A 20,649-nucleotide genomic window follows, 5' to 3' on the forward strand; every position below is an offset into this window, starting at 1 on the left:
ATCATTTCTAATAAATTATCGGTATGGACCTAAGGAACGGAGTCATCAAGGTGAACCCATGTCACATTGTCGAAGTTCAGCATGCGTTTAATGTGATCGCCACCCCATAAGAATTCGTTTCTGCACAGATGGCACCAAACCTTAGAACGACAATAGGTAGACCTTTGTCATTATAAGCGGATAGGGTTTGTTCAGAAAGGATTTTAGTGGAGATATGTTTCTGGGTGGTCATATGCGAGGGTGTAGACGTCAAGTTGATTTTGACACTTTTTGCCCGTTTGCCTTTTACACTTCTGCCGAAAACAATGATTTTCGGTTCCTCATCCGATGACTGTCGTCATCACTATGTATGATTTCGACGCGATGGAGTAAGCGGTCCAGTATCGCAGTCGTGATGCCCTGGTCCCCGATCAATTCGCCCCATTGATCGGGGCTTTTGTTCGAGGTCAGGATGATCGAGCTGCGCTCATAAAGGTGGTTGACGAGATGGAAGAAGAGATTGGCTTCTCGTTGGCCCATCGCCATGTACATCAGGTCATCGATGATGACCAGGTCCGAATCTCGCAACCTTTTTAACTGGATCTTCGACTTGCTTGAGAACTCTTCACTTTTTAATAGTTGGACGAGTTCGCCCATCGTGACGAAGTATACCTTGAACCCGTGGTTGACCGCCTCGATTCCCAGCCCCACAGCCAAAAACGTCTTTCCGACGCCCGGAGGGCCCAAGAGGATCAGGTTGTACTGTTGTTCGAGCCAGTTGAGTTGTTTCAACTGCTTCAGCTGTCGGGCGGTTAGTGCGGTCTGTTCCACTAAATTGAACTCCGAGAGGGATTTGATGAACGGGAATCGGGCCCACTTCATTCGTCTTTCCAAACTTTTAGCGTCTCGTTTTGCGCGTTCATGGTTCGTGATGGCACTTAGAAATTCGATATACGTCCAGGAGGCCATTTCGGCCTCTCTCAAAATCTGTGGGAGGGCGTCAGCCGTCTCGGCGAGACGAAGCTGCCGAAAGTCCTGTTGTAACTCGGAAACGCTTTGACTCATTTTGCCGTCACCCCTTTCAGGATGTCGGTGTAGGCTTGGATCGGCCTCGTTGCGACCTGTATCCCGGATTTCTTCGGACGTTCGGTATCGGGTTTTGTATCACACCCATCGTCCGCGAGGATCGCGAGATAGTGGACCACGTCCCGGAAATCGTTGGCGCTGAACAGACTCTCTTGCGAACACTTTTCCAGTGCTATCGTTAAGTGATTAGGATACATGGTCGCGACGTCCCTAATGATGTTGAACTGGTCACGTCGGTATCTCGGGTAACGCTTTGAGAGCTACCCAGATAATCGGACGCCGCCCCTCTGTCCTCGAAATAGGTGAGGACCTGTTGCTTCAGTTCTTCGATTCCTTTGGAACGATCCCGAAGGTGGTCACGGCTTTGAATCAGTTTTCCGCTCTCTTTGCTGACCCGGTGGTCTGCGATCACTTCTCCCTCGGGAGATTCGCGAATCAATAACCGTTCCTGTTCGGTCACCTCGAGGAACACCACCTTCTTCTTGACCGATGAGTAGGTCCCGATTGGGACGGTGTAACGGTTTGAGCGATAACGGATTGTGTTGTCCTTGCTGACGTTCCTTGCTATACTTTCGGTACGGATACTTTCGAAAGAGAGTAGCGATAAGACCGGTTGTAAGTGTTGTTTTTCGACGGAGAACACTTCAGCTGGTCTTTTTTTCGTTGTCTGATGGACGTTATGATTTCCAGTCCTCTCCAACCATCTCATGGAACGGTGGTTCCAATCCTCGATATGCCGGTACACTCGGCTGTCCGCGAAGTTCCGTTTGATGTACTTCACGACGTTCTCGATCATACCCTTCGACTCCGGGTCGGCCCTGCGACATAAATGAATCTTGAACTTCCGTTCGTTCACGTAGGCTTGAAACTCATTGGTCAATAGGACGTCACCTGCGTTCTCGTTGATTGCGATGAGGTGATCCTGGTCGTAGACGATTTCAGAAGGGCGCCCACCATAAAATTGGAACGCATTTTCGTGGCAGTGAATGGTGTCCTTGGTGGTGAACGGTCGTTCTCTCCATTCGGCATATTTCATCCGAGAGTGCGTAAGTAAGAACGCGATGAAATAAAGCTTTATCATTTTTCCATCTTTAGTCCGTTGTCTGGTCTCACCCCAGTCCACCTGTATTTGCTTGCCCATCGGTTGTTCTGGGATGGCCTCGTAATGGCGGACGACCCTTTTCTTTTCGATCTGATAGATTTCTCGGATTTCATTCACGTATGTCCTGACCGTGCTCGATCCGACCGACAGGTCGGGATATCTTTCAAGTAACCAGTCATGTACTTGTGCGCTGCTCAAATGCAGATACTCCTCCAACCATGCAATGATCCAGTCTCGGTAGGCATCGAGCTTCTTCTTTCGTGAACAGGCTTTCTCGTCAAATTCATGTAGGGCATCTTCATATGTCATCTTCAGGTACTTATATACCGTCGGTCTCGATATTTTTAGTGCTGTGCGATTTGAGCCACTTTCATGTTTTGCTGATACATTTGATGAATCTTGATATGTAACACTAACTTTTCCTCCAAATCCATTCCCTCCAGATAAAATAGCCTCAACTACTCTATCGGAGTTCTGTTCTGATTTTTCGGCAATAGTGTAAAATCGTATCGAGCAAAAACTGTCAATTTTATTCTAGCGTTCACAGAGGGATGAAGAATCGTCTAGGTATAGTGAACTCGAGACATAATTTCACTAGGAAAGACACTCTTTTTTGAATGAAGATTGTCTGAGCTTGTTCACGAGTTGATGCGACGTCATCGTCATCTTTTCCATGACATGAAGTAAAGTTGAGAAAAAACAAGGTCGATTTCGTGGAAACAGATAGCGCTTTCGTTATAATGAAAGACGAATCGATATAAATAGAGGTGAGACATAATGAAACAGAATAAACTATTGGTCATCGCGACGCTCTTCGCGGTCGCCTTGGTGGCCGTCGTGGTCGTCCTGATGAATCAACCGACCGAACAAGCCGAAACGGCGGCACCGGCGACGACAGAACACGTGTCGACGGAAGGCCAGCCGACGCTCGGCGATGCGGACGCACCCGTCTCGGTCGTGGAGTTCGGGGATTATAAATGCCCGTCTTGTAAACAGTGGGGCGAAACGGTCTATCCGAAGTTGAAGGAAGACTATATCGACACCGGAAAAATCAGTTTCAGCTACATCAACGTCCTGTTCCACGGACAAGAGTCGATTTTGGCATCGCTCGCTTCAGAGTCGGTGTATGAACAAGACCCGGACGCGTTCTGGGATTTCCATAAGGCGCTCTACGACGCGCAACCGGCGAGTCAGCAGCACGACGAGGCATGGGTCACGGTCGAGCGGTTGACAGAGATTGCGAGCGAGACGACATCGGTCGACGTGGCGAAGCTCGAGGACGATTTGAGTGAAAACTCGACGGTGCTCGAACAGGTGAGTCTCGATGACGGGCTTGTCAAAGAGCACGGTGTCCAGTTCACGCCATCGATCATGATTAACGGCGTCATGCTCGAAGACCCGTTCGACTACGAGACGATTGAGCGATTGATTGAGCAAGGCACACCATGAAGCAGTCATTTTTGACCCGTTATGGTCTGTATCTCGCTTGGCTCGTCGCCCTCACGGCGACGTTCGGCAGTCTTTATTTCAGCGAGATTCGTGAGTTCGTGCCATGTGAGCTCTGCTGGATTCAACGCATCTTTATGTATCCGCTCGTCATCTTGCTCGGGGTCGCCGTGTTCACGGACGACCGGGCGGTGAAGAAGTATGTATTGCCGCTCTCCATCATCGGCGGTCTGATTTCACTGTACCATTATTTGGTTCAAAAAGTACCCGGTTTCGCCGATATCAAGCCGTGCGTGCAAGGCGTACCGTGCAACGTGCAATACATCAACTGGTTCGGGTTCGTCACGATCCCGTTCCTTGCCTTGACGGCATTTACTTTGATCACGCTCCTCGTCTGGCGCGTGAGACGCAACTGACAATGAAGGAGATGGAACGTGTGAAGAAATGGATGCTCATTGGCTTGATTAGCCTGATGGCGGTGCTCGCCGCGTGCAGCAATGAAATTGAAGACCCGCTCAATTGGGAGATCGAGTCGTTCAATTATATGAATCAAAATGAAGAGATGGTCAGTCTCGATGATTTGAAAGGGAAGGTATGGATGGCCGACTTCGTGTTCACAAACTGTGAGACGGTCTGTCCACCGATGACGTACAACATGACGAAACTCAATGAAGCGCTCGTCGAGGAAGGCGTCGAAGACGTCCAATTCGTGTCGTTCAGCGTCGACCCGACCGTCGATACGCCGGACAAGATTCAAGCGTTCATGGCTGATTACGACTTGGCGAAAGCCGATTGGCAATTCTTGACGGGCTATTCGCAAGAAGAGATTGAGGCGTTTGCGCAACAAAACTTCAAAGCGCTCGTCCGCAAACCGTCAGAAGGCACCCAAGTGGATCACGCGACGTGGTTCTATCTCGTCGATCAGGACGGGAAAATCATCAAGGCGTATCAAGGATTCCAAGACGTGCCGATCGAGGACATCGTCAACGACATCAAGATTTTACAGAACTCTTAAGACGGCCCGTGCTGTCTCAGATTGTAGACATCACATTGTCTGCAGTCTTTTTTATTTGCCCGACCGGGCACAGTTCGCTTTTCTGAGGACAAACAGGGAGCCGCATCGAGACATTGTCGCTGCTGGACCTCCCTTTGCTTGCTGATCCCCTGGAAGTCTCGCCGTGCCCTTGGTCGGTCCACGCATCAATCCTTTTTTTCGTAACGTCATCGCTTTTTTATAATGAGGGACATAGAAACAGTTATGTAGGAGAATCGAATGATCAGGAAATCAACAAAATCGGAAAACCAACCGAACTCAATTGGAGATAGTAACGTTCGACGAACTCGTGCCAGCGAACCAACTGTTACGGAAAATCGAGACACGCATTTACAAAACGATGGTCGAATTTTTTGATTGTGAACGGAGATTTTTATAATAACAATACAATTACCACAAACGGGGACGCGAGCATCGGACTAAATCAAGCGGCATCCGTAAATTTTAGTGTATCTTCAACAACTGACTATTGTGCGTATATTTATTTGGATGGATATACTTTTTTTAAAATTATGACATTCTGTGATTAAATATAATTCAATAGTTTCAAAGTGGAAGTTGTAAATCGTACCATTATTTATATTAGATGAATTATAAAATTAAGTGCAATACCCCAACGTGAACGCAAAAAAAGCCCATAGCGGCGGCCTAGTGTAGAATGAAGTTACGACGCAAACATTCAGACGGAGGAGTCGCCATGAGCTATACCCATCTTACCACAACCGAGCGCGTGGAAATAGAGACCTATCTGGGGCTTGGGCGGCAGTCCTCGACCGTCTCGCGGGAGATCAGACGGAACACCGGGTAAAAATCGGAACGTGCACAGGAACGCTATGTGAGGGCGAAAGAGAACTGTGGCGCTAAGACGAAGCTCGACGACATGATGCGTCTGACGATCATCGAGAAACTGCGGGCGACCTGGTCCCCGGAACAGATCGTCGGGCGCATCAACGTCGGGCTGACCGTCTCGGACCGGCCGCGGGAGGTCGGAGGCTTGCGTCGCGACGTTCATCGAGCGCAAGGACCGGTTCTACCTCGTCCTACCAATCGCGAACCGCAGTGCGGCCTCGATTTTGGAGGTGATCAACACGTTCCATGGCGTCTTCCCAGAGGGGTACATTCATGACGGCGACGACGGACTGAGGCAAGGCGTTCAGCTGTTACGAGCGCATCCGGTCCTCACTTGGCATGCCACTTTATTTCGCCGACCCTTATTCATCACGGTAGCAGGGGAGCGATGTGAACCTCAACAGTCTTCTCCGCTAGTTCTTCCCGAAGGGTTTAAACTTCTCATAGGTCAGTGATGACGAACTAGCAGACGCACTCGCCAAGATTAATGCTAACCAGCATTTACTTACTGAAAAATTAAAATGGAATGTGAGGGAAGATTATAACTGCTACTAAGAATGTGAAACTAATAGTGGCTTTTTTCTCATTTAATAAGAAGGAATGAGAAGGGCAATAAATACAGACCTATCGTGGTCAAAAACAATAAAAATAATCCGGGATAAAAATAATTATCAACTGAACCAATAGGAATACTTAAGATGCTAAATGTACTGTTTGAAAACATACAAAATTTTTCAAGAAGGATATTACTTGTTAATTCTACGCATATAAGCAATAAAGATGAATAAAAAAGGTATTTATTATTAATCAAATCCAAAAAAAGTCCTAAAATTTGTTTATTAAAAGAAAATAATGTTCTAATATTATTCTGTAAGAAAGAAATAGAGGCTATTTGCTTCTTTAATACTTATTATAACTCAAAAGCAGAGGAATAAAATGAAAAAAATTTCCACTTTAACTTTAGCAACTTTACTTTCTGCTAATCTATTTATCCCATCAGTTGGCGCTGAAGAAAATGTAAACTACTTTATTGATAGCTTGAGTGAATTTTCACAAGAAAGTAAAGAAATAATGGATAAGAAAAAAGCTAGCAAAACTAATCAAAAGTTGACTAAAATAAACAACTCTAAATCTTTCAGTTATTCTGTACTCTCATCAAATGAAGGTTTACTTCCAGAAGAATTAACATTAATTAAAAATACTAGCCCAGAAGTTCTTAATCAATATAACGAATTGTTAGAAGAGGAAATCTCTGTTTTTTCTATCGCTGATGATGAAAATTTAGGAGGGAATTCTAAAGTGACGTATACACTTCCTAAAACTGGAGCAGAAATTACAGTGGTGACATCAAACGAATTAGTTGAATTGGCAAAAACTCCTCAAAATAAAGCTATTGTTCAAAGTCTTCAATTAACACGAAGTTTTGGTACATATTCTTATAAAATTGCATATAGTATCCGTGCGTTATTGTACCCTGATTCTACTTGTGGTCTTGTGACTACCTATACCACAAGATCTGATGGCTTAAGATTAACTGGGCACAGTACTAGTGGGACGTCGAGTATTTTTCCGACAGCAATCAAAGCTTCTTCGCAAGCAATTGATTCACGTGCTGAAAAAATCGGATACGATATTAACGCTATGGGATTATACAACGTTACTGTCGGTGGCTATAACGGAATTGGATTAATGTCATTTGATATGTCAATAACAAGTAAAGTGAGATGGGATGCTTCTACGTCAACTGGACTTAAAGTTACTCAAACGTATTCGCAAGTAGGAGATAAGTCTCGTTAAGCAGTATAATAAGTATTAAAAATATTTTTTAAGAAATGAAAACAATTTTCTAGAGGTACACCATTCTCCGGAATGGTGTTTTTGTTTGGTATCCATTTAGTAATTTCTTATCAATTTGAAACCGATTAAAGTAACAGCTTACTTTAATACAATGGTCATGGTATTATTTAATAAAATCATCGTTGTGTTAAAAGGAGGCTTATCATGTATACGATTGATGAGGCATTTGAAATCTTATCGAAGAACAAGCTCACAAGCCATAAGGAGACGGTCCGCAACTGGGTACGAAAAGGCGTGATCCAGGCAGAACCGCTCGAGTCACGTAAAAAAGGATATCGGATCAGTGAGGAGGCGCTCGAACAGTTCATCAAAGAACGGATGCCTGAAGGGTGGGAGCTGCATCCGGAGTCGGTGACAGGGGAAGCAAGGGATGTCATCAAGAATGAAGAAGAGGCCCCGTATCATGTTGAAGTCGATGTAGAAGCGATTAAAGAACGGGTCCGCGAGGAGATGTGGTATGAGCTTCTCGGTAAATTCGTCTTTGAAGACTATTTTGTCCTGAAGAAATCGGAGGTCAAGGCTGCCGTCGAGCATATGCGCTATTCAAAAGAGTTCGAAGCCGAGGTGTGGGAACGTTGCTCGGAGCACACGTGGGGCCACGCAACACCTCGAGTCCCGTACCTGCTCGATTACTTCATGTTCGAAGGAGAGCGGATTCCCTTCAATAAAGATTTCGGTGGAAGAGATGAGCAAATCATCCACGCGTTAATTGAGAAAATTCGGCTCGATAAAGTGAATCGAAAACGTAAATGAATATAAAAAGACATTCTCTTAGAAATGGAGGATGTCTTTTTATACAATCATCATTGTTTTAATTTTTGGGTTGAAATCATTCCCCGACCATTCCGACGTTGTCGTTATCACGCATATAGGGGTAGAGCCAATGGTCGCTCATAATCGGCATCGTGAAACCGGCGTCTTTCGCTTCCTGGATCGTCACCTGACCGTCTCCATTCGTATCTCATCACCAGCAGGCTCGTTCGTGGCTGGGGATTCCAACTCACTTTCTGTGAGTGCCTCGTTCAACTCGTCCGGATTGACCTTGTCGAACGAGTCGGTAACCACATTTCTTTTGACCGTATATGTGTATTGGTAATGTGATGTAATATAAGTTTTCGTATCTAGATATGTGATGATCATTTTAAAGTCAATCGCGCCGCCGTCCTTACGGATAACATGTCACCTGTCGAGCTTACTGTATTCGACGCCTGAAACCTTAACGACCGTCTGACGTGACACGGATCAATTTACAATGCTCATTCGTGGACGCACAATACTCGCAATCCCCATATTTGATATCGACAGGTCCTTCTGTAATAGTCGCCGCACTTGATTCCGTGGTGCCCGGCTCGGACGTCTTGATGTTTTTCCTCTGTCGTAAGTATTTTTTCTGTGTTCTCTACTGTAGAGGAACTGCTCTATTGGGAACATCAGGAAAATAAAGGTATAGCTTGAGGTGCGGCTGAGTAAGTGAAATTCATTTCCTTTCTCTTTGAATGAATAGTTTCAGTATTACCAATTCTTTTATTTATCTGACTGTGAATCCAAGTTGTTTGAGACTCGTGTATATCCAATTTCATCATTAAGGACCTCTGTTCGTTTGCTTACTCATCAAATATAAAAAACGAACATTGATAAAAAGATGAGTTAATGGACAATTAAGACAAAATGAAAAGGACTATTTAAAGCCCTTTTCATTTTTTGTGAAAAGATAAACAAATATGTCTTTCTAACGTTCGTTAACGGGAATTACTATTAGAAAAATCATTTTATGTTTTCATTCAAATATTCACTTGAATATTGACCAAGGAAAGGTATATACTATATTCAAGTGAACACTTGAATATCAATGGGGTGATAATGTGAATAAGAAAGATACTTGTGAATTTTTTTGTTATGACGAGGAAAAGGTCAATCGAATACAAGGTGATTTAAAAACAATCGATATTGTTAGTGTTGCCCAAATGTTAAAAGCAATTGCGGATGAAAATAGGGCAAAGATTACCTATGCTTTGTGTCAAGATGAAGAGTTATGTGTGTGTGATATAGCAAATATTATTGGTATTACGGTGGCAAATGCTTCTCATCATTTAAGGACCCTTCATAAGCAGGGGATTGTAAGATATAGAAAAGAAGGAAAACTAGCGTTTTATTCGTTAGACGATGAACATATTAGACAAATAATGATGATTGTACTAGAACATAAGAAAGAAGTGAATGTCAATGTCTGATCAAAAGGCAATAACATCTGAACAAGAAATGAAGGCCTATCGTGTACAAGGTTTTACTTGCGCAAACTGCGCGGGTAAATTCGAAAAAAATGTAAAACAGCTATCTGGAGTTGAGGATGCAAAAGTAAATTTTGGTGCATCTAAAATTGTTGTTTATGGTAATGCAACGATAGAAGAACTAGAAAAAGCAGGTGCATTTGAGAATCTCAAAGTGACACCTGAAAAATCTGCTCGCCAAGCATCACAAGAGGTAAAAGAAGATACGAAAGAAGATAAAGTGCCATTTTATAAAAAGCACAGTACGCTGCTCTTTGCGTCCTTATTGATTGCGTTCGGTTACCTGTCCCAGAGTGTGAATGGGGAAGAGAACCTCGTTACTACATTATTATTTTTAGCATCCATGTTGATCGGAGGATTATCGCTTTTCAAAGTCGGTTTGCAAAACTTGTTTCGCTTTGAGTTTGACATGAAAACCCTTATGACAGTGGCTGTTATAGGTGGCGCTATCATTGGGGAATGGGGAGAAGTGGCCATTGTTGTCATTCTCTTTGCGATTAGTGAAGCTCTTGAACGATTCTCTATGGATAAAGCAAGACAATCCATTCGTTCATTAATGGATATTGCACCAAAAGAGGCACTCGTTAGACGAAATGGACAAGAATTGATGATCCATGTGGATGACATTGCCATTGGTGATATTATGATCGTGAAACCCGGCCAGAAGATTGCCATGGACGGGACTGTAGTAAGCGGCTATTCGGCTGTTAACCAGGCGGCCATTACGGGCGAGTCTGTTCCTGTTGCGAAAACGGTTGATGATGAAGTGTTTGCAGGTACTTTAAATGAAGAAGGCTTGCTTGAGGTAAAAATAACTAAGCTGGTAGAAGACACAACGATTGCAAAAATTATTCATCTTGTAGAGGAAGCACAGGGAGAACGTGCCCCATCTCAAGCATTTGTCGAAAAATTCGCGAAATATTATACGCCAGTCATTATGGTCATTGCAGCTTTAGTCGCTATAGTCCCTCCATTATTCTTTGATGGCAGTTGGGAAACATGGATTTATCAAGGATTAGCTGTTCTTGTTGTCGGCTGTCCTTGTGCATTGGTTATTTCCACTCCGATTTCCATTGTTTCAGCAATCGGGAATGCAGCGAAAAAGGGCGTTCTTATAAAAGGCGGTATTTATCTAGAAGAAATGGGTGCCTTAAAGGCCATTGCATTTGATAAAACGGGCACACTAACAAAAGGTGTCCCAGTGGTAACTGATTTTAATGTGTTGAACAAGCAGGCAAATGAAAAAGAATTGCTGTCCATCATTACTGCATTAGAATATCGTTCCCAGCATCCTCTTGCTTCAGCCATTATGAAAAAAGCAGAAGCGGAGAACATTAATTATTCTGACGTACAGGTAGAGGATTTCTCTTCTATCACAGGAAAGGGTATAAAGGGTATCGTAAACGGGACGACTTATTACATCGGTAGCCCGAAACTCTTTAAGGAATTATTGACTAATGATTTCGATAAAGACTTAGAGCAAAATGTTACTACTCTTCAAAACCAAGGCAAGACAGCTATGGTGGTCGGAACTGAAAAAGAAATACTTGCTGTGATTGCGGTAGCGGATGAAGTACGTGAATCAAGTAAAGACGTTATTCAGAAATTGCATCAACTTGGCATCAAAAAGACCATTATGCTTACAGGCGATAACCAAGGTACCGCGAATGCGATCGGCGGCCATGTTGGCGTATCGGATATTCAGGCAGAACTGATGCCAGAGGACAAATTAAACTATATTAAACAATTGAGATCCGAGTATGGCAACGTAGCAATGGTAGGAGATGGGGTCAATGATGCACCTGCATTGGCGGCCTCAACAGTTGGGATTGCAATGGGTGGAGCTGGTACAGATACAGCACTGGAAACGGCAGACGTTGCTTTAATGGGAGATGATTTAAGAAAACTTCCATTCACTGTGAAACTAAGCCGTAAATCCCTAAATATCATCAAAGCTAACATCACCTTTGCAATTGCCATTAAATTTATTGCCTTGCTATTGGTCATACCGGGCTGGTTAACACTTTGGATTGCCATCCTTTCAGACATGGGGGCAACTCTTCTGGTAGCGTTAAATAGTATGCGGCTTATGCGGGTCAAGGAATAAAAGGGAAAAGGGCTTTCTGGTTGTCTGGAAAGCCCTTTTTCTTACCATGTATAGAAATTTGGGGGTTAGTTACATTAAAAATGATTAAAAACGGGTATACGTTACAGGTTGGTTCACAGCAGTTTTAGGATTACATATTGCACGAAAACGGTTCTGTTTTTTCGTGAAAGACCGTTCGTTTATTTCATTCTGAAATCACCGGAGGAGGAAGCTAAAATGACAAAAGATGTCGATTTGTTAGTAATAGGAGCAGGATCTGGAGGTTATGTGGCGGCCATACGGGCGGCCCAGTTGGGGAAAAAAGTGGTTCTGGTAGATAAAGCAGAACTAGGGGGCGTTTGCCTTAACCGGGGGTGTATCCCATCAAAAGCTCTTATTAGTGCGTCTGAGCGGGTAAAACATATTCAACACGCCAGTGCAATGGGCATCAAGGTTTCTGGTGAAGTTCAAGTAGATATGCCGGAAGTAGTAAAGTGGAAAGACGGCATCGTGAATAAGTTAACCAGCGGGGTTAAGACCTTACTGAAAGGCAATGGAGTAGAGGTAATCAGTGGAGAAGCCTATCTTACTAAACCCTATACGGCTAAAATCAAAATGAATAACGAAGAACAAGTATATTCCTACAAAGATTTAATCCTTGCGATAGGATCTTTGCCTTTCGAACTAAAAAGTATGCCATTTGATAAAAAAAGAATCATTTCTTCCACTGAGGCATTGGTGCTGCAGGAAGTACCAAAACATTTAGTTGTGGTAGGCGGTGGTTATATTGGTTTGGAGCTGGGCACTGCTTATGCCAAATTCGGATCAAAAGTGACCATTCTCGAAGGGTCCAACACGATTCTTCCAGGTACCGATCCTATGCTTACAAATGTGGTAAAACGGCATCTAAAAGAACTAGGTATCACAGTTGTAACCAATGCTCTGGTCCAAGGCGGAGAAAACACAGGGGATGAAGTAAAAGTTCGTGTACAGGTTGATGGCAAGGAAGAAGTGGTTAACGGAGATTATTGCTTAGTTTCTATAGGAAGAAAGCCGAACACAGGGAAAATTGGGTTGGAAAATATCGGAGTAGAATTAGACGAGCGTGGTTTTATTAAGATAAATGAGAAATGCCAGACAAACGTGGAGCATGTTTATGCAATAGGTGACTGTGCTGGCGGATACCTCCTTGCCCATAAAGCTAGCTACGAAGGAAAAGTAGCTGCAGAAGTGATTAGCGGACAAAACAGCATCATTGATTTTCAAGCCATGCCTTTTGTTATCTTCAGTGATCCTGAAGTTGCCTACACAGGATTAACAGAGAAAGAAGCAAAAGAACAGGGATACGAAACGGTTTCCAGCCGTTTTCCATTCCAAGCGAACGGAAGGGCATTATCTGTTTCAGATGCAGATGGCTTTGTGCAGATTGTAGCCGAGAAGAACAGCAAAAGGGTGTTAGGCGCACAGATGGTAGGACCAGAAGTATCGTCGCTTATTGCTGAAGCAGTTTTTGCCATTGAATCTGGAGCAACTGCCGAAGATCTAAGCCTTACAATCCATGCCCATCCAACGTTGCCTGAGCCATTGATGGAAGCGGCGGAAGGTGTGATGGGGCACGCCATTCACATGCTGAATAAAAAGAAATAATGTGAATGCAGCAGACCGGCACTTTTCATAAGTGCAGGTTAAACTTTTCATTTAATGGAGTGGGGGAATTAATGGACATTTTGTTTTACGTCCTAACTGCGGCTTTCGCAAATGTCCTGGGTGGCTTTGTGATCTTTCTTAAAAAAAATTGGTCTAGAAGGGGCTTAAATGGCTTAATGGCGCTGAGCGCCGGGATACTTTTCGCTATTGCGATTATGGATTTAATACCAGAAGCATTAGAAATTCAGGAATCCAGTGCCCTATATATTGTTATTGGATTTGGTTTGATCTTTTTGTTCCAGCAGTTTCTTGCACCCCATTTTCATTTCGGAGAAGAGACTCATAAACATTCTCATTCTCAAAGCACAACCTTTAGTGCTTTATTGGGCATGCTGGTTCACACGTTTTTTGATGGTGTCTCTATTGTAGCCAGTTTCAAAATAGACGAGAGAATAGGATTTGTTGTATTGATTGCTGTATTAATACATAAAATTCCGGATGGTTTAACGATTTCTTCCATCGTATTTGCAAGCTTTGAAAGCAAGAAGAAGGCGATAGGAGCATCTTTCTTATTGGGTCTATCAACGATAACAGGCGCGATCGCAGCCGTGTCTCTAACACAATTTTTTATGGTAGATAGCAGCATCCTCGCGATAGCTCTTTCCATTACAGCAGGAATATTTCTATACATATCTACCGTTGACTTGCTGCCTGTTGTTAGTGCCACTGAAGACAGAGTCGTTATTCTTTTCTTTTTTGTAGGGATATTGCTATATTTTGCTCTTCACTGGATAGGGGAGCTACTTCCCGTATATTTACACTAAGCAGGGGAGAACCTATTCATAACATTCAAACATACGTGTGAATGTTTTAATAACTTACCATGGAGTTGATAAAAGTGGCTTTGACTATTATTTCCGCAATTGGGGCTTTCTTAGTAACCAATATTGATGATATTTTTGTTTTGATGCTGCTGTTCTCTCAGGCAAATGCACAGGCTAGAGCGACTGGCGGTTTAAAGATGAACGCGCAGACAAAGAGTAACCGGATCTACCCTAAAGATATAGTCATTGGGCAATACTTAGGTTTTGCCTTGCTGGTTTTAATCAGTCTTTTGGGAACTTTTGGCGTCATGTTGATTCCAGAAAAATGGGTTGGATTGCTTGGTTTAATTCCGATCTATTTAGGGATTAAACTGTTTATTAAGGGTGAAGATGAAGATGAAGGTGCGATCCTCTCCAGTTTAAACTCAGGGAGATTTAACAAACTATTTATGAGTGTAGCCTTCATCACATTCGCTAATGGCGGGGACAATATCGGCATCTATGTGCCTTATTTTACAACTTTAAGTGTGAATGAACTGGTAATTACGGTTATTATCTTCTTTATAATGGTTGCTGTCTGGTGTTTTGTAGGATATCGTTTAGCTTCCTTCAGACATGTTTCTGAAGTTTTGGAGAAATACGGAAGATGGATTATCCCTATAGTCTTTGTTGGATTAGGGGTATACATCATGGCAGAGAACGAAACGTTTAGTGCCCTTTTGAGTTTAATAAATTATTAAAAAATAATCTGAACTGCCCCCCGTCAAGTAGACAGTGGAAATAATAAAAGTGATTTAAGCGGCTTTCGCTCTATATTCTTTAGGGCTGAGGCCGTTTAATCGTTTTTGGTATCTTTCGTGATTATAAAAATAGATGTACTCATTTATGGCAATGTTAAGTTCTTCAAAGGTCTGATACTTATGTAAATAATACTTTTCACATTTTAACGTGCCGAAAAAAGATTCCATTGGTCCATTATCAATACAGCGACCAACCCGTGACATACTTTGAGTCATTCCTGCCGCCTCTAATTTACGCTTGAACGCCTTAGAGGTGTATTGGAATCCACGATCACTATGAATCAGTGGGTGTTCTTGATGCAATCGTACGATTGCCTGGTCAAGCGTTTTAAATACCAGTTGATTATTATTAGAGTGTCCCAGCACATAGCTAATAATGGATCCGTCATAAAGATCACGAATCACACTGAGATAGGCCTTCTTAGATAGGCCATATTTAAATTCTGTCACATCCGTTACCCATTTCTCATTCGGCTTTTTAACTGTGAATTCACGGTTTAATACGTTCTCTGCCACATGTTGTGGTGACGACTTTTTGTGCCGTTTTCGCTTCTGGCGGATGACCGAACGGATCTCATGGATACGCATGAGACGATAGATGCGCTTCTCATTGTATGCCGGCAGGTCATGCTGGCGTCGTCTGCGATTGACCGTCATGGTGATCCGTCGATAACCGTAGGTCCCGTTCACCTGGTCGTAGAGGAGGCGGATGTCTTCCAATAGGCTCAAGTTCTCTTCTTCGCGTACCGAGACGGTACGCTTCAACCATTTATAGTAGGCGGCCCGTGAGACCTGCGCGATCTCACACAGGAGCACGACCGGGAACGTGTCGGTCGTCGACATTTCCTCGATGACCATGTATCGCAATTGTAGCCTGATCTGGCTGATCAACCTCTCCTCTCGATTTCCTCCAACTTTTTTAGGAACAGGTTCTCGGCACGAAGGCGCTCGTTCTCCCTTTTGTCATAGCTCGATCCATCCCTTTTCTCGAATCTGTTAACTCGCTATGACTAGTATACTTCTTAATCCATTTTCGAAGAACAGATCCATCACTGATCTGATAGTTGGAGAGGACTTCCATCGTGGTGGCCCCGTCGAGGTAGTCACGGACGGCCGCGATTTTCTGTTCCTTGGTGTACAGTTTCCATGTCTTCGATTCCTTCAATGCGTCACTCCCGCCGGTATCGAATTTCACTTTCCACACCCGGAGGGTATTCTCAGAAACGTGATGAGTCTCCATGATTTCCTTCCATGTATGCGTTTCTTCTTCCATCATGCGCAGTGCAGCCAGTTTTTGTTCGATTGAATGCCGACTTCTCGCCATAAAAAAACACTCCCCAATAGAATAAACAGATTTGTTATTTCATCTGTCTACCTATTGGGGAGCATATCATTCTTGAGTCAGTTATTCTTTTTGTTTATTTAGGGTCTTCGGAATATATAGTGGAATTACTTTCTTAATAGTTTAAAAACAACTGGTGTTTAAATCGGATTTTCTGGTGGGATGTTAGGATAATCAATAATATTATATAAAAGTATCAATCACATACGAGTGATACTTTGGGAAAAAAATAAAATAGTCCAATTTACTTGACCGTGTACTATGGTACACGGTTTATAATATTCATGGGGTGAAATAAGATGATTTATCGCATTAGTGAGTTTGCAGATAAATGTGGAGTTAATAAAGAAACGATCAGATATTACGAGCGAAAAAATTTATTACAAGAACCTCACCGAACGGAAGCTGGTTATCGGATATATTCATATGATGACGTTAAGCGTGTTGGGTTTATTAAACGAATACAGGAACTTGGTTTTTCTTTAAGCGAGATTTATAAATTACTTGGTGTTGTAGATAAAGATGAAGTTCGTTGTCAAGATATGTTCGAATTTGTTTCTAAAAAACAAAAGGAAGTGCAAAAACAAATAGAGGATTTAAAACGAATTGAAACTATGTTAGACGACTTAAAACAACGATGTCCAGATGAAAAGCAATTACATTCGTGTCCAATAATAGAAACATTAACATGAGAGATTAATTAACGAAAGGAGCTTTTTTATGAATAAATTTAAGGTAAACATTTCAGGAATGACTTGTACGGGTTGTGAAAAACACGTAGAATCAGCACTTGAAAAGATAGGTGCTAAAAATATTGAGTCTAGTTATCGTCGTGGTGAAGCAGTATTTGAACTGCCCGATGATATTGAGGTTAAAAGTGCAATAAAGGCGATTGATGAAGCAAATTACCAAGCCGGAGAAATTGAAGAAGTATCATCACTAGAAAACGTGGCGTTAATTAATGAAGACAATTATGACCTTCTTATTATTGGTTCTGGTGCTGCTGCCTTTTCTTCGGCAATTAAAGCTATAGAATACGGTGCAAAAGTTGGAATGATTGAGCGTGGAACGGTTGGGGGAACCTGTGTGAATATTGGCTGTGTTCCGTCAAAAACTCTTCTTAGGGCAGGTGAAATCAATCATTTATCAAAAGACAATCCGTTTATAGGTTTACAAACATCCGCTGGAGAAGTGGATTTAGCTAGTTTAATCACGCAAAAGGATAAATTAGTGAGCGAACTTCGGAATCAAAAATATATGGATTTAATTGATGAATATAATTTTGATTTAATTAAAGGTGAAGCAAAATTCGTTGATGCTAGTACGGTTGAGGTCAATGGGGCAAAGTTATCTGCAAAACGCTTTTTAATTGCAACAGGTGCATCGCCTTCGTTGCCCCAAATTTCAGGACTTGAAAAAATGGACTATTTAACTAGTACAACACTTCTTGAGTTAAAGAAAATACCAAAACGATTAACTGTAATTGGTTCAGGATACATTGGAATGGAGCTTGGACAACTATTTCATCATTTAGGTTCAGAAATAACGCTTATGCAAAGAAGTGAGCGACTTTTAAAGGAGTATGATCCTGAGATTTCAGAGTCAGTTGAAAAAGCGTTAATTGAACAGGGTATAAACCTTGTCAAAGGGGCAACTTTTGAGCGTGTTGAACAAAGTGGAGAGATAAAAAGGGTTTACGTAACAGTAAATGGCAGTAGAGAAGTCATTGAATCAGATCAGTTACTTGTTGCCACTGGAAGAAAACCAAATACGGATTCTTTAAATTTAAGTGCAGCAGGTGTTGAAACTGGAAAAAATAATGAAATCCTGATCAATGATTTTGGTCAAACAAGTAATGAAAAGATTTATGCAGCAGGAGATGTGACTTTAGGACCACAATTTGTATATGTAGCAGCCTATGAAGGTGGAATTATTACTGATAATGCTATTGGTGGATTAAACAAAAAAATAGATTTATCGGTAGTTCCTGCTGTTACGTTTACGAATCCGACGGTTGCAACGGTTGGTTTAACAGAAGAACAAGCAAAAGAGAAAGGGTATGATGTGAAGACATCTGTATTACCTTTAGATGCTGTTCCAAGAGCAATTGTAAACCGTGAAACAACCGGTGTATTTAAACTAGTAGCAGATGCAGAAACACTAAAAGTATTAGGGGTTCATATTGTATCTGAGAATGCAGGAGATGTCATCTATGCAGCATCATTAGCTGTTAAATTTGGCTTAACGATAGAAGATTTAACAGAAACCCTAGCACCATATTTAACAATGGCTGAAGGGCTAAAATTAGCTGCACTTACGTTCGATAAAGATATTTCGAAATTATCTTGTTGTGCAGGCTAAGGGAACTTTTTTACAACTCCCTATTCAAGTGAACCAGCTAATGCTTTAAGGGATTTTCTAAGTGCATTTGTGGTCACAAAAATAATTTAACACTGATGATTTCGACATCAAATCTATAATTGATACCTTAACACCGCAGAGTAATAAAGGATGAATAATATGTCAGACTTATTATCCCTACCAGACATTAAAACAATAGAACCGCCACAAGAAAATGAAACCGATATGATGTTTAAAGTTGAAGCAGTCGGACCACCTGAACGTTGTCCTGAATGTGGTTTTGACAAGTTGTACAAACACAGTTCAAGAAATCAACTAATTATGGATTTGCCCATTCGTTTAAAGCGAGTGGGCTTACAATTGAACCGTAGACGATACAAGTGTCGTGAATGCGGATCTACCTTCTGGGAACGCCTAATATCTGTAGATGAAAAGCGTAGTATGACCAAAAGGCTTTTAAAGTCCATTCAAGAGCAATCCATGTCTAAGACCTTTGTAGAAGTCGCAGAAAGCGTTGGTGTTGACGAGAAAACCATTAGGAACGTTTTTAAGGACTATGTGGCACTCAAAGAACGTGAATACCAGTTTGAAACTCCTAAGTGGCTTGGGATAGACGAGATACATATTATCCGTAGACCTCGGCTTGTATTGACTAATATTGAACGCAGGACTATTTATGACATCAAGCCTAACCGTAACAAGGAAACAGTCATCCAACGTCTTTCAGAAATCAGTGACAGGACTTACATTGAGTACGTCACAATGGATATGTGGAAGCCCTACAAAGACGCAGTGAACACTATCCTTCCACACGCTAAAGTTGTCGTAGATAAGTTTCATGTAGTTAGAATGGCTAATCAAGCCTTAGATAACGTCAGAAAGTCTTTGAAAGCCCATATGAGCCAAAAAGAAAGACGTACCCTTATGCGTGAAAGGTTTATCCTTCTAAAGCGTAAACACGATCTAAATGAACGTGAATCATTCCTCTTAGATACTTGGTTAGGTAATCTTCCTGCTTTAAAAGAAGCCTATGAACTCAAAGAAGAGTTTTACTGGATATGGGATACTCCTGATCCAGATGAAGGTCATCTTCGTTATAGTCAATGGAGACACCGTTGTATGTCCAGCAACTCTAAAGACGCATATAAAGACCTCGTGAGAGCCGTAGACAACTGGCATGTCGAAATATTCAACTACTTTGATAAAAGGCTCACTAATGCTTATACGGAGTCAATTAACAGCATTATTAGGCAGGTAGAGCGAATGGGTAGAGGTTACTCGTTTGATGCCTTACGAGCCAAAATCCTTTTCAATGAGAAGCTCCATAAAAAGCGTAAGCCACGATTTAATTCAAGTGCTTTCAATAAAGCTATGTTATACGATACTTTCAATTGGTATGAAGTGAATGATCACGACATTACAGACAACTTTGGTGTCGATTTTTCCACACTTATTAAGAATTTGGAGAAGGGTGATTTATAAGCCCTTTTCCACCATGAAATCCGAATACCCTTTATTTATTTAGGAGTCAGTATGTACTTTCTCACAAAAGATGAAAAAAATTAAAGAAGTACAAAAATATATAATGTCTTGATGTTTTAGGGAGCTATTCTTTGATGATAAAGTTAATGAGAGCTAATCAGGATTTTATTTCATTTTTAGGGAAGTCTGTGTCACGAAATAATTTTCGTGACACAGACTTCGAACAACCGCCAGGGCGTTAGTCCATCGATTGTTCCACGTGGATGATTGCCTCGAACGGTACATGAATGATTCCGTCCCGCTGATTGGCCAGCTCGACGGTCCGCTCCATATAGTTCGTCCGGTGCACAAAACCCTTGAATCGTTTCATCTCCCGCTTCTCCACATATTTTACCTCTACCAAATCTCCGCTGAAGATCGCGTCGTTCAGCACATTCTCATAGACC

Annotated in this window: 15 protein-coding genes and 3 pseudogenes; 13 read left to right on the forward strand and 5 right to left on the reverse strand. The window is 42.1% G+C overall.

The window, feature by feature from the left end; genetic code table 11:
- Positions 1–285: 285 nt before the first annotated feature.
- Both istB and istA read right to left on the reverse strand, forming a co-directional pair.
- Complete coding sequence (istB, locus tag KNO71_RS17265) at positions 286–1,044, reverse strand: IS21-like element helper ATPase IstB (protein ID WP_214689670.1); 759 nt, start codon at positions 1,042–1,044, stop codon at positions 286–288.
- Positions 1,041–2,580: pseudogene (istA, locus tag KNO71_RS17270) on the reverse strand (IS21 family transposase). The gene istB and the pseudogene istA overlap by 4 nt, the downstream one beginning before the upstream one ends.
- Before the next feature lie 364 nt (positions 2,581–2,944).
- Here istA and KNO71_RS17275 point away from each other — a divergent pair.
- From KNO71_RS17275 to KNO71_RS17295, 5 genes are all read left to right on the forward strand, one after another.
- A complete protein-coding gene (locus tag KNO71_RS17275) occupies positions 2,945–3,616 on the forward strand; it encodes a DsbA family protein (RefSeq protein ID WP_214689672.1) in 672 nt (223 codons plus the stop codon).
- Positions 3,613–4,029, forward strand: a complete 417-nt coding sequence (locus tag KNO71_RS17280; protein ID WP_214689674.1) for a disulfide oxidoreductase — start codon at positions 3,613–3,615, stop codon at positions 4,027–4,029. The genes KNO71_RS17275 and KNO71_RS17280 overlap by 4 nt, the downstream gene beginning before the upstream one ends.
- Before the next feature lie 11 nt (positions 4,030–4,040).
- Positions 4,041–4,628: an SCO family protein gene (locus KNO71_RS17285; RefSeq protein ID WP_214689690.1), complete on the forward strand. Its 588-nt coding sequence runs from the start codon at positions 4,041–4,043 to the stop codon at positions 4,626–4,628.
- Between the two features lie 1,824 nt (positions 4,629–6,452).
- The gene (locus KNO71_RS17290) at positions 6,453–7,313 is read left to right on the forward strand and encodes a hypothetical protein (protein ID WP_214689680.1); all 861 of its coding nucleotides are present in this window, start codon (positions 6,453–6,455) and stop codon (positions 7,311–7,313) included.
- A 204-nt stretch (positions 7,314–7,517) separates the two neighbouring features.
- Positions 7,518–8,126, forward strand: a complete 609-nt coding sequence (locus KNO71_RS17295) for a helix-turn-helix domain-containing protein (protein ID WP_214689682.1) — start codon at positions 7,518–7,520, stop codon at positions 8,124–8,126.
- A gap of 76 nt (positions 8,127–8,202) precedes the next feature.
- On the opposite strand, the pseudogene KNO71_RS17715 reads toward KNO71_RS17295, so the two are convergent.
- Positions 8,203–8,546: pseudogene (locus KNO71_RS17715) on the reverse strand (DNA/RNA non-specific endonuclease); the annotation flags it as partial.
- A gap of 689 nt (positions 8,547–9,235) precedes the next feature.
- Here KNO71_RS17715 and cadC point away from each other — a divergent pair.
- The 5 genes from cadC to KNO71_RS17320 all read left to right on the forward strand — a co-directional run bounded on the left by cadC (position 9,236) and on the right by KNO71_RS17320 (position 14,958).
- Positions 9,236–9,604 (forward strand): Cd(II)-sensing metalloregulatory transcriptional repressor CadC, encoded by a 369-nt coding sequence (cadC, locus tag KNO71_RS17300; RefSeq protein ID WP_214689684.1) that lies wholly within the window; start codon positions 9,236–9,238, stop codon positions 9,602–9,604.
- Positions 9,597–11,768: a heavy metal translocating P-type ATPase gene (locus KNO71_RS17305; RefSeq protein WP_214689686.1), complete on the forward strand. Its 2,172-nt coding sequence runs from the start codon at positions 9,597–9,599 to the stop codon at positions 11,766–11,768. Before cadC ends, KNO71_RS17305 begins: the two co-directional genes overlap by 8 nt.
- A 216-nt stretch (positions 11,769–11,984) precedes the next feature.
- The gene (gene lpdA / locus KNO71_RS17310; RefSeq protein WP_029336149.1) at positions 11,985–13,394 is read left to right on the forward strand and encodes a dihydrolipoyl dehydrogenase; all 1,410 of its coding nucleotides are present in this window, start codon (positions 11,985–11,987) and stop codon (positions 13,392–13,394) included.
- A 5-nt stretch (positions 13,395–13,399) separates the two neighbouring features.
- Positions 13,400–14,218, forward strand: a complete 819-nt coding sequence (locus KNO71_RS17315; protein WP_251024846.1) for a ZIP family metal transporter — start codon at positions 13,400–13,402, stop codon at positions 14,216–14,218.
- 74 nt (positions 14,219–14,292) lie between these two features.
- The gene (locus KNO71_RS17320; protein ID WP_435528659.1) at positions 14,293–14,958 is read left to right on the forward strand and encodes a CadD family cadmium resistance transporter; all 666 of its coding nucleotides are present in this window, start codon (positions 14,293–14,295) and stop codon (positions 14,956–14,958) included.
- Positions 14,959–15,012: 54 nt separating this feature from the next.
- Here the strand turns inward: KNO71_RS17320 and KNO71_RS17325 are convergent.
- A pseudogene (locus tag KNO71_RS17325) lies at positions 15,013–16,342 on the reverse strand (IS3 family transposase).
- Between the two features lie 317 nt (positions 16,343–16,659).
- Here KNO71_RS17325 and merR point away from each other — a divergent pair.
- The 3 genes from merR to KNO71_RS17340 all read left to right on the forward strand — a co-directional run bounded on the left by merR (position 16,660) and on the right by KNO71_RS17340 (position 20,203).
- Entirely contained in the window at positions 16,660–17,052 is a 393-nt protein-coding gene (gene merR, locus KNO71_RS17330) for a mercury resistance transcriptional regulator MerR (RefSeq protein ID WP_001863748.1), read from the forward strand.
- Between the two features lie 28 nt (positions 17,053–17,080).
- A complete protein-coding gene (gene merA, locus KNO71_RS17335; RefSeq protein WP_214684190.1) occupies positions 17,081–18,721 on the forward strand; it encodes a mercury(II) reductase in 1,641 nt (546 codons plus the stop codon).
- A 159-nt stretch (positions 18,722–18,880) separates the two neighbouring features.
- The gene (locus tag KNO71_RS17340) at positions 18,881–20,203 is read left to right on the forward strand and encodes an ISL3 family transposase (RefSeq protein ID WP_009374086.1); all 1,323 of its coding nucleotides are present in this window, start codon (positions 18,881–18,883) and stop codon (positions 20,201–20,203) included.
- A gap of 238 nt (positions 20,204–20,441) precedes the next feature.
- On the opposite strand, the gene KNO71_RS17345 is transcribed toward KNO71_RS17340, so the two are convergent.
- Positions 20,442–20,649: YolD-like family protein (locus KNO71_RS17345; protein WP_214689688.1), on the reverse strand; the 208-nt coding region annotated here is incomplete at its 5' end.

Origin of the sequence: Exiguobacterium sp. s163 (genome assembly GCF_018617135.1) — a bacterium.
GTDB classification, from domain to species: domain Bacteria; phylum Bacillota; class Bacilli; order Exiguobacteriales; family Exiguobacteriaceae; genus Exiguobacterium; species Exiguobacterium profundum.

Excerpts from the sequence above, each read along its gene's own strand:
- KNO71_RS17280 (WP_214689674.1), top strand. The coding sequence starts at position 3,613 with ATGAAGCAGTCATTTTTGACCCGTTATGGTCTGTATCTCGCTTGGCTC.
- KNO71_RS17295 (WP_214689682.1), top strand. The coding sequence starts at position 7,518 with ATGTATACGATTGATGAGGCATTTGAAATCTTATCGAAGAACAAGCTC.
- istB (WP_214689670.1), bottom strand. The coding sequence starts at position 1,044 with ATGAGTCAAAGCGTTTCCGAGTTACAACAGGACTTTCGGCAGCTTCGT.
- merR (WP_001863748.1), top strand. The coding sequence starts at position 16,660 with ATGATTTATCGCATTAGTGAGTTTGCAGATAAATGTGGAGTTAATAAA.
- merA (WP_214684190.1), top strand. The coding sequence starts at position 17,081 with ATGAATAAATTTAAGGTAAACATTTCAGGAATGACTTGTACGGGTTGT.
- KNO71_RS17315 (WP_251024846.1), top strand. The coding sequence starts at position 13,400 with ATGCAGCAGACCGGCACTTTTCATAAGTGCAGGTTAAACTTTTCATTT.
- KNO71_RS17275 (WP_214689672.1), top strand. The coding sequence starts at position 2,945 with ATGAAACAGAATAAACTATTGGTCATCGCGACGCTCTTCGCGGTCGCC.
- KNO71_RS17290 (WP_214689680.1), top strand. The coding sequence starts at position 6,453 with ATGAAAAAAATTTCCACTTTAACTTTAGCAACTTTACTTTCTGCTAAT.
- KNO71_RS17285 (WP_214689690.1), top strand. The coding sequence starts at position 4,041 with ATGGAACGTGTGAAGAAATGGATGCTCATTGGCTTGATTAGCCTGATG.
- KNO71_RS17305 (WP_214689686.1), top strand. The coding sequence starts at position 9,597 with ATGTCTGATCAAAAGGCAATAACATCTGAACAAGAAATGAAGGCCTAT.
- lpdA (WP_029336149.1), top strand. The coding sequence starts at position 11,985 with ATGACAAAAGATGTCGATTTGTTAGTAATAGGAGCAGGATCTGGAGGT.
- KNO71_RS17340 (WP_009374086.1), top strand. The coding sequence starts at position 18,881 with ATGTCAGACTTATTATCCCTACCAGACATTAAAACAATAGAACCGCCA.